Genomic DNA, 15,866 nt, shown 5'->3' with positions numbered 1-15,866 from the left:
CTTATTAACAAAAACTTAAAAGAAAGCGCTTTGTTTCATCGCGAAGGTAATATAAATAAAAAAAGAGCAACTGATTAAGCTGCTCTTGTAAACGTTATTTCGTATTGGCTTTCATTTCATAATCTTTAGGCGGTTCTGCTCCTAAAAGATGTTGTACAAAGTAATCCCAACGGCGGCGGGTCATATAAGGTGAATACTCACCATAACCATGTGCACTATTTGGAAAAATAACCAGATCGAAAGATTTATTTGCTTTTTCTAATGCCTCAACTACTAATAGCGTATTGTAAGGTGGCACATTATCATCCATCATACCATGTACCAGCATCAGTTTTCCTTTTAAATTTTTCGCATAATTCTGGTTGGCCTGCGCTTCATAATCAGAGTTTTCTACCAAACCATTGTAACGTTCGCCCCAATCATCCTCGTAGTTTCTGTTGTCGTGGTTACCTGATTCTGAAATCCCTACTTTAAAGAAATCCGGATAACGGAACATGGCCGCAGCAGTGGCAAAACCTCCACCCGAATGCCCCCAGATGCCAACTTTTGTCGTATCGATAGGATATTTAGCAGAGAGTTGTCTGATGGCTGCAATCTGATCGGGCAAGGTATTCTCGGCCATATTGCCATAACTCATATCATGAAAACTTTTAGAGCGGTCAGGGTTACTGGTTCCTTCTATTACCACCACAATAAAGCCCAGTTCGGCTAAAGCCTGATTATCACCACGTGAGGCCGCAAAAGACCAACTGCCTACACTACCACCCTGAGGACCTGGATAAATATAATCGATAACCGGATATTTTTGCCCTGCATGCATTTTGGTTGGTGTAAAAACCAGTCCATAAATATCGGTTTTACCATCTTTAGCTTTAACAGCAACCGGAATAGGTGCTTTCCAACCTATAGCGGTTAATCGAGATACATCTGTTTTCTCTAAGGTGTTGATCAGTTTTCCGCTGATACTTCTTAAAACCGTAACGGCTGGCACATCCGGTTGCGAATAGGTATCTACAAAATATTCGAACGATGGAGAAAATACCACCTGATGATTACCTTCTTCAGGGGTTAACAATGCTAGATTTTTTCCGTCGAAACCGATTTTGTATAAATGACTAAAATAAGGATTTCCTTTTTCGCGGCCGTTGGCCATGAAGTAAAGCATGCGTGTTTTTTCCTCTACTTTAACTAAACGGGTAACCACGAAATCGCCTTTGGTAATCTGGTTTTTCAATTTTCCGTTGGTTGCATCGTATAAGTATAAATGCCCCCAGTTATCTCTTTCCGAATACCAGATAATCTCTTTAGACGCAGGAAGGTAACGCCAATTGATGGCTCCCTGACCAGATTCGTACTGCGTTTTTACCGTTTCTTCGAAAACTTCCCGAACGGCACCCGTTGTGGTATTGGCAATACGGAATTTTTCATTTTTATGATCGCGGGAAGTAGACACAAATGCCACTTCGGTACCATCAGCTTTCCAATCGATGTCATCAAAAGTACCACTGCTCGAAATATCATCGCTTAAAGTAGCACGGTGTTGATCTGCAGGGATGTTTAGCGAAACCATCTTCGCGTTTTCTACATCAATAACTACTCTTCTAATGGTTGCAATCTGTTTATCACCAGGTAAAGGATATTTCCAGGCTTTTAACTCCGGCGCACCAACATTAGTGGTTACCAGGTACATATCGTTCGAATTCCGTTGATCTTGCTGAAAAGTGGCTATCTTTTTCGAATCTGGCGACCAGCGCAAAATTGGTGCATCGCTATGTTTCCATCCTGCATTATCGGTAGCATAACCATAATCTTTAATGCCATCAGTGGTCAATTGTGTTAATTTTCCGGTGGTCACATCTTTAACAAAAAGGTTATAATCTTTAATTAAAATGGCTTTTTTCCCATCAGGAGATAGAACTTCATTCCGGCTGGCCCCACGTCGAGATGGTGTTGCACTGCCTTTATAATCGGTAGTTAAAGTTTTTGTTTTCTTTACCGGATCTACCAAAAAAGTTTGTTCAGCACCATTCGCCTTAGCAGTGTACCAGAATTTATCACCTTCCAGCCAGTTAGGTTGCACGCCGGCATGGTCGATGTACTTTGCGGTGTTGTAGCCCATAAAACTTTCCGCTCGTTCGTAATCTTTAACGGTTAAAGCTTTATGCTGAGCATTTGCGGTAATGGCCAAAGTACAAGCCGTTACAGTAAGCCAATATTTATTCATCATGTTAGTTAATCTTGCGCTAAAAATAAGACTGTTTTAGGAAATGACAGGTATTAATCTTGATATAAACTTAGATGATATATAGCTTAACCACAAAGAACATAGAGAGAAGCGCGAAGGACACAGAGCTGCCAGCACATAATCTTCTTCAATCTGCGGCAATTTTAACTTCGTGTACTTAGTTGATTTCGCAGATCATCGTAGAGGCAAATCCACCCATTCTCCCTCTTATATTTTTTATTATCTTTACCTCAAACAATAGATATGAACAGAAAGAGCTGTCTTCCTCCCCCTAAACCTTAATAAATAGCATAATTGTATGCAATAATCGAGTTGCCGGTTTATTTTATTGGCAGTTAACATTGCGTTTATTTATTAATTTTTAATTCTTGTCCTTTTTCAGGACGGCAGATAACTCTTTATGAAAAAATCATATTTGGTATTACACTTTGCTGTAATACTCGCAGGTTTTACCGGCATATTCGGTAAGCTTATATCCCTTAATGAAGGTCTTTTAGTTTGGTACAGGGTCTTTTTCTCTGCAATTATTTTATGGCTGGTTTTAAAACTATTCAAGGTAAAAACAGATATTAAACTAAGAGAAAAATTTAATATTTCAAAAATCGGGATGTTTATTACGGTGCACTGGGTATTTTTCTATGCCAGTATTAAGTATTCGAATATCTCAGTTGGTGTGGTGTGCTACTGTTTAACAAGCTTTTTTACAGCAATTTTTGCACCCCTCATTAACCGGCACCGGTTTAATTTATCAGAAATATTATTAAGCCTGCTAACCTTGTTTGGCATCGCTTTGATTTTCCACTTCGATTCGTCATATCAATTGGGTATTGGTTTAGGCATAATATCTTCTGCTTTTGCCGCACTTTATACCATTTATAACGAAAAACTGGTAAAAGTTTACGATAGCAAACTCATCAACTATTATCAAATGCTTGGCGGGACAGTAGGTTTGGGCATTTTACTCCCTATTTATTTGCATTTCTTCCCTGTCGAAACCATAATTCCAGATTTGAAGGATACAGGCTACCTCATTTTATTGGCCTCTTTTTGTACGGTTGGCCTGTATGTTTTGTTTGCCGAATCTTTAAAACGAATTTCTGCTTTCACAGTTAATCTCAGCTTTAATCTGGAACCTGTTTATGCGATCATACTCGCCTTTATATTTTTTAATGAGGGCAAAGAACTGAACCTATCTTTTTATATCGGTTTGGCTTTCGTAACAATATCGGTTATTTTACAAACCGTGATTTCGATGAGGAAATAAATTGAAGTTATCAATGCAAATGAGGCTGTATCATAATATAGATTGTCATCCTGAGCCTGTCGAAGGACCTGTTTAAATGCCCCACAAAGCGTTTCGACAAGCTCAACGTGACAAGTTCGAATGGAATCACAACTTATGATACAACCCCATTTGTTTAATGTTTTAATATTTCCATATATCCATCCGTTCCGTTCAACCTAATCCGCTGCTCATCTCTTTTCTATAGTGCTTACAAAGTTTAATTTCATACTTCTTTTTTTTGAAAAGCAGGTTTCTGTGTATATCGGTTCCGAAAGTCCTGCTCATTCGCTCTACTTCGTGCTGCTGCGATCAGGTTTATTTAATCTGGTTAGGTGATTCTTAGGGAAGATCTCACAGATAAATACGCTGAAATAGTAGCGATTTTACTTACCAATTCATAAAAACTTTTTTGTTAGTCTGAGTATCGTCGAAGGGCAAAAAAAATTCATTATTCACCAACAAAACCCTGTTCTTCTTACAGTATCTCTACAAACCCCTCCGTTCCGTTCAGCCTAATCCGCTGCCCGTCTGTGATTAGTTTAGTAGCACTTTCTACGCCAACAACAGCTGGCAGGCCATATTCTCTTGCAATCACAGCGCCATGCGTCATTAATCCGCCAACTTCGGTAATCAGGCCTTTTATGGAAACAAACAATGGTGTCCAGCTGGGATCGGTAAATGCGGTAACGAGTATATCTCCATCTTCCAGACTGGCATCTTCCATGTTTAGGATTACACGAGCCCGCCCTTCAATCACTCCTGAAGAAACTGCTAAGCCTACAATGGCTTCGACTGGAAGATTTTCGCGTTTGTATTTACCCCTTATAATTTCCCCATCGGATGTAATTACCCTTGGTGGAATTAGTTTTTCGTCCTGTTTAAAAGCTTCTTTTCGTTTGTTTACCAGCTGAATATCTAGTTTATTGGTGCTTACCGCTTCATGCAATTCCTGAAGGGTGAGATAATAAATATCTTCTATCTGGCTGATCACTTCAGCTTTTAAAAGCTGTTCGGCTTCTTTCATTAAGGCTTGCTTATAAATAAAGAAGCGGTTAACTATTCCGTATTTTGGATATTCGCGATAACCTGCAAAATTCCGGAGCAGGCTAATCATTTGTTTTGTTTCTCTTACTTTTTGTTCGCTCTCTGGCAATGTCGCCAATCTAGCCAGTAATTCATTTTCCTTTTTTAAAGCTTCCTGTTGCCCCTGCTCAAATTTTCGCTTGCCGGCATTGGGCTCGAAATTTTTGATGTTGCTAAGTATTAAGGGAATAAGTATCGATGGCTTTTCGCTCCAGCGTGTGTTCGTAATATCAATTTCTCCTGCACACCGCATCCCATATTTCTCCAGATAAGCATAGATAGCGTCCTGGGTTTCCTTACCGCCATTAAATTGAATCAGATCATCTAAAAAATTAGCCTCCTTTGCCTCTTGTAAATAATTAATTACCTCGGGATAAGGGCGAATCACATCTGCAACATCCAATAGTGCCAAGCCCATTTCTGAAGTGATATTGTTGGGCGCAGACTGAGACAGGGTGTCTGCCGGATTCTTTTCACCTAACCATTCGTCCATCTTTTCATTGATCCACGATGAAGCATTCATCGCGGCGATGATCACACCCATGTGTTTCGAATCAAATATCATCTTCTTTGATTGCCCGATGTCTTCCAGAATAAAATCAAATAGATCAGGCCCTGATTTCGTTTGGATATTTTGCTTTAGTGTTTCTACCGATGCCTCATTCTGTTTAATCAGATCAGCAACGATTGCCGGGTCATTTCCAATTTGCGCTAAAATATCGGCAGCCGACAAGCCTTTGGTACTCTTAACCAGCACTGGTCCTTTTCCATCATCTGGTAGTTGTTTTACAAAGTCTCCTCTTTCTGTGATGGTGACCAATGCATCTTTGATGAGCGGATCATGTTGCTCCATAGCATCAAATAGATTTCCTCTGCCAGTTATGGTGGCTAAACTATCCGTTACATCAACAAACAACCTTCCGCCAGCACTAAACATTGGCCTGGCAGCTCTTAATTGCCATAAAGTTAATCCCAGTGATCTCATGGGGTCAGTCATCATTTGCTGATGTCCGACAGAAATGTAAACATGATTTTCCTGATCGTTCCCTTCAGGGATTGGGTATAATGTAGTGATTGGCCTACTCTGAACGATATGAAAGCCATCATCAACCAAACACCATTCAATGTCTTGAGGTTGGCCAAAATGTGTTTCGATTTTTCGCCCCAATTGCTCAATCTGTAAAATCTGTTCGTCAGTTAGCACTTGCTTGTTTTGGGCTTCTGCCGAAAGCTCCTGAGATGTTGTACCCCCATCTTTTAAGGCATAAATGGCCAGCTTTTTGACTGATATTTTTTTATTGATAATCCTGCCATTGCACACCTGATAATTATCGGCATTTACCAGGCCCGAAACCAGTGCTTCACCCAGCCCAAAACTGGCATCAATAGATAACATCTTCCGATTTCCCGAAACCGGATCTGCCGTAAATAAAATTCCTGCTGCCTGCGGAAAGACCATTTTCTGCACAACGACAGATAATTGCACTTTACGGTGATCAAAGTCATTCTGAATGCGATAAATTATAGCCCTATCCGTAAATAATGATGCCCAGCACTTGCTGATGTGTTTAAGGATGTTTGTTTTTCCGATTATATTCAAATAGGTATCCTGTTGCCCCGAGAAGGATGCGGTTGGCAGATCTTCAGCGGTAGCGCTAGACCGTACAGCAAAGGCATCTTTTTCTCCTAGCTTATTCAGATGAACCTCAATATCTTCAGCAAGATCTTCAATAAAAGGTGTGTTTTCTATAAGCGCTCTAATTTCCGAACTGATTCTGCTTATCGCTGAGCGATCGTCTGCCTTAAGAAGCGCCAATTCATCCAATAAGCTATTTAATTCCTGATTGTTTTCAGTTATCTTTTTATATGCTTCAGTAGTTACACAAAAACCGTTGGGCACCTGTACGCCGTTAATCTTAAATAGTTCACCCAGATTGGCGCCTTTGCCTCCTACAACTAAAACAGCTGACCTGTCGATTTCCTCAAAACCAATTACGTATTTACTCATATCATTCCTCTTTTTATCTAATAGAAATTCCGTCTTTGTTCATTATGCCAATATTGCTTTTAAACATTGTTTATCAATCATTTAACAACAATTTACACAGAGACGAAAAGCCAAAAGTATAAGGTATAAAACACGAAAACAACGTTTTTAAACTATATTTTTCTACCCGCAATAAGGGTAGAAGTATTAGCGTTATCCTTACAACAAAGCGACAATAATTAAGGTAAAATTATCACGAATTTTCTCCCAAACAAGGCGCTTTAACTTCTTTCTTTAAAAAGAACAGCCGTCATTTAGACTACAAGCAAACTCAATTTGGCTACATCAGCACATGCTCTTTGCCTCAACTTTGTATTGTTAATTTAAAACAATAGAAAATGCAAAAGACAATTTTTATTACAGGAGCTTCTACAGGTTTGGGAAATGCTGCTGCCAAATTATTTCAGAGCAAAGGTTGGAATGTAATTGCCACCATGCGTAACCCTGAAAAAGATACAGAATTAAGTGCATTAAGCAACGTTACCGTACTTCCTTTGGATGTGACCGACCTTGCTCAGATCCAATCGACTGCAAAAAAAGCAATTGAACATGGTGTAGATGTAGTATTTAACAATGCTGGCTATGGCTTAATTGGACCATTAGAAGTACTGAGCGACGAACAGATCGTAAAACAACTTAACACAAATCTGTTGGGTGTAATCCGTGTTACGCAGGCATTCATTCCTTATTTCAGAGCAAAGAAAGAAGGTTTGTTTATATCTACAACTTCTATCGGCGGATTAATCGCTTTCCCACTAGGCTCAACCTATCATGCTACAAAATGGGCATTGGAAGGCTGGAGCGAAAGCATGGCTTTTGAGCTAAACACTTTTGGTGTAAACATCAAAACCGTATCGCCAGGTGGTATTGCAACAGATTTTTCGGGCCGTTCTCTAGAACTGGCAAGCAACGAAGATTATGATCCGATGGTACAATCAATGATGGCGCGGTTTTGGTTCAATGATGGAAACGGCTTCTTCTCCTGAGCAAATTGCTGCAGTTGTGTACGAAGCAGCTACAGATGGCAAAAACAAACTGCGTTATGTAGCTGGTGAAGATGCCAAGGCCTTATATGCACAGCGACTGGCACAGGGTGATGAAGCTTTCAGGGCCGATTTTGCCAAGGTATTTTTAGGTAATTAATTATTAAGGGCAATGCAGCCTCAATGATTTGTGTTGCCCTAATATTTGTACTTTTATATTATGGAAAAGAAAGTCCCTTTACGCATTTCAACAATCTCTGAAATACATGCGTTACTGCAGGTTCCCAAACCTGTCCATCCGTTGATCAGTTTGGTCGATAATTCGCTGCTGGTCACCAATACAGAAATATTGGACCGCCCGTTTTTTTTCAACTTTTATAAGATTTCCTATAAATATTCAACAACGGGGCGAATGGGCTATGGACAGGGTTATTACGACTTTAACGAAGGCGGTATGATGTTTACTTCACCAAATCAGTTGATTTCTGCAGATAATGAAGCTAAATATTACGGAGCTACACTTCTGTTCCACCCCGACCTCATCCGGAACTATCCGCTAGGATCGACCATAAAGAAATATGGTTTTTTCTCGTACGAAACCAATGAAGCGTTATTTCTATCAGATAAGGAGAAGAAAATAATTTTAGGGCTTTTCGATAATATTAACGACGAGCTGGGCACTTCAATTGATGAAATTAGCCAGGATGTGTTAGTGTCTTACATCGAAGTGTTGCTCAATTATAGCAACCGTTTTTACAAACGTCAGTTTATTACCCGCAAGGTGGTTAATAATGATGTATTGACTAAAATAGAGCACTTATTGGAGGATTATTTTGCTGATGAAAAATCTTTGGTTAGCGGATTGCCAACAGTCGAATATCTAGCCGCAGAAGCAAACCTTTCGCCACGTTATTTAAGCGATATGCTCAGGGCTTTGACCGGGCAAAATACCCAGCAACTTATTCACGAAAAGTTAGTTGAAAAAGCAAAAGAAAAACTTTCGACGACTGAATTGTCTGTGAGTGAAATTGCCTACCAGCTGGGTTTTGAGCATCCACAGTCATTCAGTAAGTTCTTTAAAACAAAAACACATTTATCACCTTTGGAGTTTAGGCATTCTTTTAATTAGAAATGGGATAGATCTAAAGCGGAGAGGGCGGGATTCGAACCCGCGGTACCTTGCAGTACACACGCTTTCCAAGCGTGCTCGATCGACCACTCTGACACCTCTCCGTGCTGGATTGCAAAAGTATATTTTTTATTGATAAAAAAAATGCTCCCGATTAAAATCAGGAGCATTTTATAAATATGATATTACAAATTAATCTATAACCGTAATTTTTAACATATTGGTTTTACCTTTTGCTTCCATTGGGATAGCCGCAGTATTGATGATGATATCACCTTGTTTAACCAATTTCTTGCTTTTTAAGAATTCGTTTACCTCAATAATGGTGTTATCGGTACTTTCCCACTTATCGTAGTAAAAACCTCTTACACCCCAAAGTAAACTTACCGCATTTAATAACGCTCTGTTACTGGTAAAAATAAAGGTTAAAGCTTCCGGGCGGTGACTTGAAATTTCGAAAGCAGTATAACCGCTTAAAGTCATCGATACAATACCTACCGCGTTGGTTTGTTTAGCTAAGAAACAAGCTGAATCGCAAATGGCATCGCTTAAGAAAGATGGAGATTTTGGTTTTAAAAACTTATCAGGATTGAACGGATAGTTGTTCTGCTCAATGTTCTGAATGATTTTTTGCATAGTTTCGATCACGATCAATGGAAATTCTCCAACTGAAGTTTCGCCACTTAACATCACGGCATCAGCGCCATCCAAAACAGAGTTGGCCACATCATTCACCTCAGCACGTGTTGGACGTGGGGTAGTGATCATGCTTTCTAACATCTGCGTTGCTACAATTACAGGTTTAGAAGCTGCCCTACATTTAGCAACGATCATTTTCTGTAACAATGGAACTTCTTCCATCGGACATTCAACACCTAAATCGCCACGGGCAACCATAATCCCATCAGAAACAGCGATAATTTCATCGATGTTAGCGATAGCTTCCGGTTTTTCTATTTTAGCAATTACACGGGCAGTTTTTCCACGCTCTGCAATAATCTTTTTAAGTTCGATAATGTCATCAGCCTTACGCACAAAAGATAAACCGATCCATTCTACGTCGTTTTCCAGTACAAACTCTAAGTTTTCGCGGTCTTCTGGTGTTAATGAAGGGATAGAAACTTTAGTATTTGGCAGGTTTACACCTTTTCGTGAAGTTAAAATACCACCATGAACAATCTCGCAAACTACTTCATCCTTTAAGTTGGTAGAAATTACTTTCATTTGAAGCTTTCCATCATCCAAAAGGATAATTTCGCCAGCCTGAACATCCTGAGGGAAGCTTTGGTAAGTGATGTAAATCCGTTCCTCATTACCTATACATTCGGTAGTGGTAATTACGGTAGTTTTACCATTGATCAGGTTAATACCACCTTCTTTTACTAAACCGATACGGATTTTAGGACCTTGTAAATCGGCAAGGATACCTACATTATAATCGTATTTTTTGTTTAATTCGCGGATGGTATCCAAAACCGCCTGGTGATCTGCTTGTGATCCGTGTGAAAAGTTTAAGCGGCAAACATCTAAACCTGCGTTAAACATACTATATAATACATCTGGTTTTGCTGATGCAGGCCCAAGCGTGGCAACAATTTTAGTTCTCGAATGAAAAGGTTTCATTTAATTAATTGATTTTAGCAAATGCAGTTTAAGAAAGCAAATTATTATCTAAAATAATCAAACTGCATTAAATTTTATATATTTTGTTCTTTTGTTCTTTGTTTGTAACCGTCAAATATAGTGTATTTAATACACCAAGTATATAATTTTTATATTACCAAATTCTCACGGCTCTTTAACTTGGTTGGATCTATCTTTGCAGCTACCTGTATATCAGGCAGTTTATTTAAACCACTGATTAAATAATCCAAATCTTCCTTATCAATAAATTCTTTAATAATAATAAAGAAATCTACTTTGTTCATCTCCGGAATCAGAAAACCATCGCTGCTTTTGTTGCAAATTAAGTAATATTCGACCTCACCCTGCTCAACAAAAAAGTAATATTTAGAGAAAGACCAGGCTGGTTCGTCGATATTAAAAAATATTTCATGGTCTTCTATTTTTTCAAATTGTGTATTTAACCGGGTATTAATTTTGTGGCAAAGCACATAGTCTTTTAGGGGTGCTGTGATCGCAATTAGTATAAAATCAAGGTCTAAGGTAAGTTTTAGGTAAGTCTTATTCAAAGCGAAATAAATTATTTACAGAACGAAATTAAAAAACTAATTCTATATTCGCTGTGTTATTGAGATACCAAAATTACGTATCGAAATAAAAACATTTGAAAATTGTAAGAATTTATTTTTCTTTGCACAGAATTATTTAACCATTAAATTATAAAATTATGTCTGATATTGCTTCAAGAGTTAAGGCTATTATCGTAGAAAAACTAGGTGTTGACGAAAGCGAAGTTACGCCAGAGGCTTCATTCACCAACGATTTAGGTGCAGATTCTTTAGATACCGTAGAGTTGATTATGGAATTTGAAAAAGAATTCAATGTAGCTATTCCTGATGATCAGGCTGAAACCATCGGTACTGTTGGCCAAGCGATTGCTTATTTGGAAAAAAACGTTAAATAGAATTACGCTTTTTCAGTATAAATGGAATTAAAAAGAGTAGTAGTAACAGGGTTGGGTGCGCTCACTCCTATAGGCAATAATGTTCCTGATTTTTGGGAAGGATTGACTAACGGGGTGAGTGGCGCTGCTCCTATTAAAGGTTTTGATACTGAAAAGTTCAAAACCAAATTCGCATGCGAGGTTAAAAATTTTAATCCTGAAGACTTTTTGGAGAAAAAAGAAGCCCGCAAGCTAGATCCGTTTGTACAATATGCTCTTGTAGCAACAGATGAAGCTGTAAAAGATGGTGGTTTTGATTTTGAAAAATTAGATACCAACCGGATCGGTGTAATCTGGGGTGCGGGCATAGGTGGATTGAAAACTTTCCTGGATGAAATTTCGAATTTCGCCAAGGGAGATGGTACGCCAAGATACAATCCATTTTTTATTCCTAAAATGATTATTGATATTGCTCCAGGGCATATCTCGATCAAATACGGCCTGCGTGGGCCAAATTTTGCAACTGTTTCGGCATGTGCTTCTTCAACAAACGCAATGATTGATGCATTTAACTATATCCGTTTGGGTATGGCTGATGTAATTATCAGTGGCGGTTCTGAAGCGATCATTAACGAAGCGGGTATGGGTGGTTTTAACGCCATGCATGCATTATCAACACGTAACGAAGATCCGGCAACGGCATCACGTCCTTTTGATAAAGATCGTGATGGTTTTGTAGCTGGTGAAGGTGCAGGAACTATTATTTTAGAAGAACTTGAACATGCAAAAGCAAGAGGTGCAAAAATTTATGCAGAGCTTGTTGGCGGTGGTATGAGTGCCGATGCTAATCACATTACGGCACCACATCCTGAAGGTTTGGGCGCTAGAATGGTAATGACCAATGCACTAAAAGATGCTGGTTTAACAACTGCTGATATAGATTATATCAATGTACACGGTACTTCTACACCACTGGGTGATATTAGTGAAACCAAAGCCATTGGTACATTATTTGGTGAAGATGCTTATCGTTTAAACATCAGCTCAACCAAATCGATGACTGGCCACCTTTTAGGTGCAGCCGGAGCTATTGAAGCTATTGCAGCAATTCTTGCTGTTAAAAATGATATTGTTCCTCCAACGATCAATCACTTTACAGACGATCCTGCATTTGACCCTAAATTGAATTTTACTTTTAACAAGGCGCAAAAACGTACCGTTAGAGCTGCTTTAAGTAATACATTCGGTTTTGGCGGCCATAACGCTTCTGTTATTTTTAAGAAATACGAAGATTAATTTAAAACAGCCCTGCTATATAATTTTGTATGCTAATTAAAAATAGATAACTTAGTTCAATATGCTAATTAGCCGTTAATTGTGTTATTTATTTAATGCCGATATTCAAATTATATAAACTTTATCTCTCTCCTGAAAAGGAGTTTGTTAAAAAGCTGAGAAATATTTTAGGCTTTGTTCCAGGCAATGTTACGCTCTATAAAATGGCGTTCAGACATCGTTCTGTAGCAAAAGTGCTAAAAAATGGAAGCAGGAGCAGCAACGAACGCTTAGAGTTTTTAGGCGACGCTGTTCTGGGTTCGGTGATAGCAGAGCTGCTTTTTAAACATTACCCCTACAAAGAAGAAGGTTTTTTAACCGAAATGCGCTCGAAGATTGTGAACCGGGCTAATTTAAACCAGTTGGCAAAGAAAATTGGTTTTGATAAGCTTATTCAGTTTGATCAGCGTTCAGTTAGCATACAAACCAAGCACAATTCAATGCTGGGCGATGCTTTCGAAGCCATTATTGGTGCCATTTATATGGATAAGGGATACAATTTTACCAAAGAATTTTTATTACGTAGAATTGTAAAACCGCATATCGATATCCATACCCTGGAACTTACTGAAACCAATTTTAAAAGTAAATTAATTGAATGGTGCCAACGCCATGGCAAAGATGTAATGTTCGAACTGGCTGAGAACAGCGAAGGTGAAAGTGCCAAGTTATTTACCATCAGCGCGGTAGTAGAAGGCGAAAAAGTGGGTACCGGACGGGATTATAACAAGAAAAATGCAGAAAAATTAGCCGCCGAAAAAGCTTGCGAAGCATTGAGTATATAAGTTCATTGGTTTAATAGTCATTTGTTTATTGGGTTACTGGGTTAACTGTATAAACTGGTTAATCGGTTAATTGTCCAGGTGGATTAAATTTTCCGCTAAACGCACAACGCTAAGCTAATTGTTTATTTGATCCATTCACGCCCAAAACTCAGCACTCCAAACGCTAAACTCCAAACTGACTTAGGACTCCAAACTAAAACCTACTTCCCCTTCCCTAGCGTATCTGTAAATTTCTTTGAAGATTCTTTAATGTATTTGATGTAATCGTAACTGTTCCAATACTGTGCTTTATCAAATTCAGGGCGACAGTTTAGCATGTATTTTTCTAAGGTATCGCCTCTTAATTCGGTATTGTTTTTAATAATACTCTGGTTAAAGTATACATCAATTTGTGATTGTTTAATTTCATTATCAGCATACCGGCCAAATCTCCTTGCGTTTTTAGGATCAGTACCAAATAGGTTATAGAGCGCATTTAACGGACTGAATATAGCCGACAAAACTGTCGTTTTACCTCCGTTGTATACACCCTTGTTTTTAAACTCTCGCTTAATTTCATCTAAATCCTCTTTTTTGGTATTTCCCCTAATGGTTACATCATCCAGCGTAGTACTTCCCCTAACTAGATAAATTACCAGATCTTTTTCGCTGTTCACCACAACACGCTGATCGATCAGATCCCTTTTAATGACCAGCAGTGTATCGCCAATTCTGGCTTTTAACTGAAACATGCCAATATCATTACTCCCCACACCAATTCTAGTACGCAGGTTGGTAATTTCTGATAAGGCAATCCTGATATTTGAACCTTTTTCGATCACTACACCTTTTAAAATAAAATCCTGAGCCTTTGCGAAAAAGCTGACTGAGGTAAAAACGAAGAGTATAACGGCAAATTTAAAGTTTCTCATGGTGTGTTAATTTGTGTGTTTCAAGGTATCGGTATATTTTTTAGCCGATTCTTTGATGTATTTAACAGCATCGTAATTGCTCCAATTAATGGTCATGCTGCGTGTTGGGTAATAATCGAGCAGAAATTTGTCGAGATCTTTCCCTGTTAATGTAGTATTGTTCGAGACTAAACTTTTATTAAAAAACTTGTCTACCTCAATCAAACTTAGCTCCTTTTTATAATAACGGTTAAAATTACGCGCTCTTGCCGGTGTTTTTCCAAAAAGCTCATAAAAAAATGTTATCGGACTTCCACCAAATGGGTTTAACAAAATTAATGGCGGTTTACCTGCATAAAATGAGCCATTTCTTTTCAGATCTCTTTTTAAACTTTCCATTTCCTGCTTTTTGGTCTGGCCTTTAACCGTCACCTCCTCTAACATTGTGCTTCCTCTAACCAGATAAACAACCAGATCATCGTCTGTTTTAATGACTACTTTTCGATCAGTTAAATTTCTTTTTTGGATCAGCAGGGTATCACCAATACGGGCACTTAACTGAAACATTCCAATATCGTTACTGGTTGTGCCTATTTTACTACGGATATTGGTAATCCCAGCCAGGGCAATCCGCACATTTGAGCCTTTTTCAATCACCACACCTTTCAGTACAAAATCTTGTGCCTTAATTTTTAGGCCTTGTGTTAAGATGAGCAGTAAAAGAATAAGTTTTAAATGCTTCATGGTGTACTTAAAGTATCTAAATATTGTTTAGCCGATTTCTTAATGTATCCAACGGCATCGTAAGTATTCCAATCTTTAATCTGTTTATATTTTGGCCTGTAATCCAACATAAACTTATCCATTTGCTTAGCTGTTAATGTTGTATTATTTTTAACAATCCTAATGTTAAAAAATCGGTCTATCTCTAATTCTTCTGTTTCTTTATCATAATAGCGATCAAACCGTCGGGCATTTTTCCGTTCCGTACTAAACAATTCCATAATGGCCGCCAAAGGATACCGCATATAATAGAGCGGGTTCCTTTTTTTTCCATAAAAATAAGTTTTCTTACGGTGTTCTAACCTAACAGCAGATAAGTTTTGTTGTTTGTTCTCTGCCTTAATTGTTACATCTTCCAACAGCATATCGGCCCTAAGAAGTTTTACAACCAAATCCTGATCATTGATTACCACAACAGTAATATTATCAAAGTGCCTTTTACTGATGACCAGGGTATCACCAATTTTGGCCCTAATCTGAAAGAAACCCATATCATTACTGCCGACTGATTGCTTGTTGCTAATATTGGTCACCACAGCCAATGCAATGCGGATCTGTGTTCCCTTTTCTAGAATAACGCCTTTGGCCGAAGTAATTTGGGGGAGCGTTTTTTTAGGCAAAATGAACAATAGGAATGAAAGTGATAGCGTAATCAAAAATGCTTTCATATCTATAAGAAATTTTTTGTAAAATTAACACTTGTTAACCTTGCAAACTGTTAAAGAAACGTTAATA

The 15,866-nt window shown here is 38.4% G+C and carries 14 protein-coding genes and 1 tRNA gene; 7 read left to right on the top strand and 8 right to left on the bottom strand.

Going from position 1 to position 15,866, the window contains the following annotated elements; translation table 11 throughout:
* Window positions 1–94: 94 nt before the first annotated feature.
* A complete protein-coding gene (locus tag QF042_RS03785; RefSeq protein WP_307525485.1) occupies window positions 95–2,227 on the bottom strand; it encodes a S9 family peptidase in 2,133 nt (710 codons plus the stop codon).
* A 418-nt stretch (window positions 2,228–2,645) separates the two neighbouring features.
* Here QF042_RS03785 and QF042_RS03780 point away from each other — a divergent pair, with 418 nt between their 5' ends.
* Window positions 2,646–3,509 (top strand): DMT family transporter, encoded by an 864-nt coding sequence (locus tag QF042_RS03780; RefSeq protein ID WP_307525483.1) that lies wholly within the window; start codon window positions 2,646–2,648, stop codon window positions 3,507–3,509.
* Between the two features lie 496 nt (window positions 3,510–4,005).
* Here QF042_RS03780 and ppsA read toward each other — a convergent pair whose 3' ends face one another.
* The gene (gene ppsA, locus QF042_RS03775; protein ID WP_307525481.1) at window positions 4,006–6,621 is read right to left on the bottom strand and encodes a phosphoenolpyruvate synthase; all 2,616 of its coding nucleotides are present in this window, start codon (window positions 6,619–6,621) and stop codon (window positions 4,006–4,008) included.
* Between the two features lie 377 nt (window positions 6,622–6,998).
* On the opposite strand from ppsA, the gene QF042_RS03770 reads away from it, so the two are divergent.
* Genes QF042_RS03770 through QF042_RS03760 form a run of 3 tightly spaced genes read left to right on the top strand, consistent with a single transcriptional unit; the run spans window position 6,999 to window position 8,772 of the window.
* Window positions 6,999–7,646, top strand: coding sequence for an SDR family oxidoreductase (locus tag QF042_RS03770; protein ID WP_307525479.1), 648 nt, complete (start codon window positions 6,999–7,001; stop codon window positions 7,644–7,646).
* Entirely contained in the window at window positions 7,624–7,803 is a 180-nt protein-coding gene (locus tag QF042_RS03765) for a hypothetical protein (protein WP_307525477.1), read from the top strand. Before QF042_RS03770 ends, QF042_RS03765 begins: the two co-directional genes overlap by 23 nt.
* 60 nt (window positions 7,804–7,863) lie before the next feature.
* A complete protein-coding gene (locus tag QF042_RS03760; RefSeq protein WP_307525475.1) occupies window positions 7,864–8,772 on the top strand; it encodes an AraC family transcriptional regulator in 909 nt (302 codons plus the stop codon).
* A 19-nt stretch (window positions 8,773–8,791) separates the two neighbouring features.
* Here QF042_RS03760 and QF042_RS03755 read toward each other — a convergent pair.
* From QF042_RS03755 to QF042_RS03745, 3 genes are all read right to left on the bottom strand, one after another.
* Window positions 8,792–8,876: transfer RNA gene (locus QF042_RS03755), tRNA-Ser, on the bottom strand.
* Window positions 8,877–8,964: 88 nt separating this feature from the next.
* On the bottom strand, window positions 8,965–10,395 hold the full coding sequence (gene pyk / locus QF042_RS03750; RefSeq protein ID WP_307525473.1) for a pyruvate kinase: 1,431 nt from the start codon (window positions 10,393–10,395) through the stop codon (window positions 8,965–8,967).
* Between the two features lie 149 nt (window positions 10,396–10,544).
* Window positions 10,545–10,964, bottom strand: a complete 420-nt coding sequence (locus tag QF042_RS03745) for an IPExxxVDY family protein (protein ID WP_307525471.1) — start codon at window positions 10,962–10,964, stop codon at window positions 10,545–10,547.
* A gap of 158 nt (window positions 10,965–11,122) precedes the next feature.
* Between QF042_RS03745 and QF042_RS03740 the strand changes: the two genes are divergently transcribed.
* The 3 genes from QF042_RS03740 (at window position 11,123) to rnc (ending at window position 13,458) form a co-directional block, all read left to right on the top strand.
* On the top strand, window positions 11,123–11,359 hold the full coding sequence (locus QF042_RS03740) for an acyl carrier protein (RefSeq protein ID WP_008508386.1): 237 nt from the start codon (window positions 11,123–11,125) through the stop codon (window positions 11,357–11,359).
* A 21-nt stretch (window positions 11,360–11,380) separates the two neighbouring features.
* Entirely contained in the window at window positions 11,381–12,634 is a 1,254-nt protein-coding gene (gene fabF, locus QF042_RS03735) for a beta-ketoacyl-ACP synthase II (RefSeq protein WP_307525470.1), read from the top strand.
* A gap of 95 nt (window positions 12,635–12,729) precedes the next feature.
* Window positions 12,730–13,458: a ribonuclease III gene (gene rnc, locus QF042_RS03730; RefSeq protein WP_307525468.1), complete on the top strand. Its 729-nt coding sequence runs from the start codon at window positions 12,730–12,732 to the stop codon at window positions 13,456–13,458.
* Window positions 13,459–13,658: 200 nt separating this feature from the next.
* Here rnc and QF042_RS03725 read toward each other — a convergent pair whose 3' ends face one another.
* The 3 genes from QF042_RS03725 to QF042_RS03715 are packed head-to-tail and all read right to left on the bottom strand — an operon-like array spanning window position 13,659 to window position 15,799.
* On the bottom strand, window positions 13,659–14,369 hold the full coding sequence (locus tag QF042_RS03725; RefSeq protein ID WP_307525465.1) for a hypothetical protein: 711 nt from the start codon (window positions 14,367–14,369) through the stop codon (window positions 13,659–13,661).
* A gap of 6 nt (window positions 14,370–14,375) precedes the next feature.
* Window positions 14,376–15,092 carry a hypothetical protein gene (locus QF042_RS03720; protein ID WP_307525463.1) on the bottom strand — a complete coding sequence of 239 codons (717 nt, stop codon included), beginning with the start codon at window positions 15,090–15,092 and terminating at the stop codon, window positions 14,376–14,378.
* Window positions 15,089–15,799, bottom strand: coding sequence for a hypothetical protein (locus tag QF042_RS03715; RefSeq protein ID WP_307525462.1), 711 nt, complete (start codon window positions 15,797–15,799; stop codon window positions 15,089–15,091). The genes QF042_RS03720 and QF042_RS03715 overlap by 4 nt, the downstream gene beginning before the upstream one ends.
* Window positions 15,800–15,866: the final 67 nt, after the last annotated feature.

The sequence above is a fragment of the Pedobacter sp. W3I1 genome, from assembly GCF_030816015.1.
Lineage (GTDB): Bacteria > Bacteroidota > Bacteroidia > Sphingobacteriales > Sphingobacteriaceae > Pedobacter.
The sequence above is the reverse complement of the archived record's forward strand: the minus strand, read 5'-3'. Positions and strand labels throughout refer to the sequence as shown.

Bases quoted from the DNA above. Each gene is read 5' to 3' on its own strand.
- QF042_RS03765 (WP_307525477.1), top strand. From the start codon at position 7,624: ATGGAAACGGCTTCTTCTCCTGAGCAAATTGCTGCAGTTGTGTACGAA.
- QF042_RS03715 (WP_307525462.1), bottom strand. From the start codon at position 15,799: ATGAAAGCATTTTTGATTACGCTATCACTTTCATTCCTATTGTTCATT.
- pyk (WP_307525473.1), bottom strand. From the start codon at position 10,395: ATGAAACCTTTTCATTCGAGAACTAAAATTGTTGCCACGCTTGGGCCT.
- QF042_RS03725 (WP_307525465.1), bottom strand. From the start codon at position 14,369: ATGAGAAACTTTAAATTTGCCGTTATACTCTTCGTTTTTACCTCAGTC.
- QF042_RS03760 (WP_307525475.1), top strand. From the start codon at position 7,864: ATGGAAAAGAAAGTCCCTTTACGCATTTCAACAATCTCTGAAATACAT.
- fabF (WP_307525470.1), top strand. From the start codon at position 11,381: ATGGAATTAAAAAGAGTAGTAGTAACAGGGTTGGGTGCGCTCACTCCT.
- QF042_RS03780 (WP_307525483.1), top strand. From the start codon at position 2,646: ATGAAAAAATCATATTTGGTATTACACTTTGCTGTAATACTCGCAGGT.
- rnc (WP_307525468.1), top strand. From the start codon at position 12,730: ATGCCGATATTCAAATTATATAAACTTTATCTCTCTCCTGAAAAGGAG.
- QF042_RS03770 (WP_307525479.1), top strand. From the start codon at position 6,999: ATGCAAAAGACAATTTTTATTACAGGAGCTTCTACAGGTTTGGGAAAT.
- ppsA (WP_307525481.1), bottom strand. From the start codon at position 6,621: ATGAGTAAATACGTAATTGGTTTTGAGGAAATCGACAGGTCAGCTGTT.
- QF042_RS03720 (WP_307525463.1), bottom strand. From the start codon at position 15,092: ATGAAGCATTTAAAACTTATTCTTTTACTGCTCATCTTAACACAAGGC.
- QF042_RS03785 (WP_307525485.1), bottom strand. From the start codon at position 2,227: ATGATGAATAAATATTGGCTTACTGTAACGGCTTGTACTTTGGCCATT.
- QF042_RS03740 (WP_008508386.1), top strand. From the start codon at position 11,123: ATGTCTGATATTGCTTCAAGAGTTAAGGCTATTATCGTAGAAAAACTA.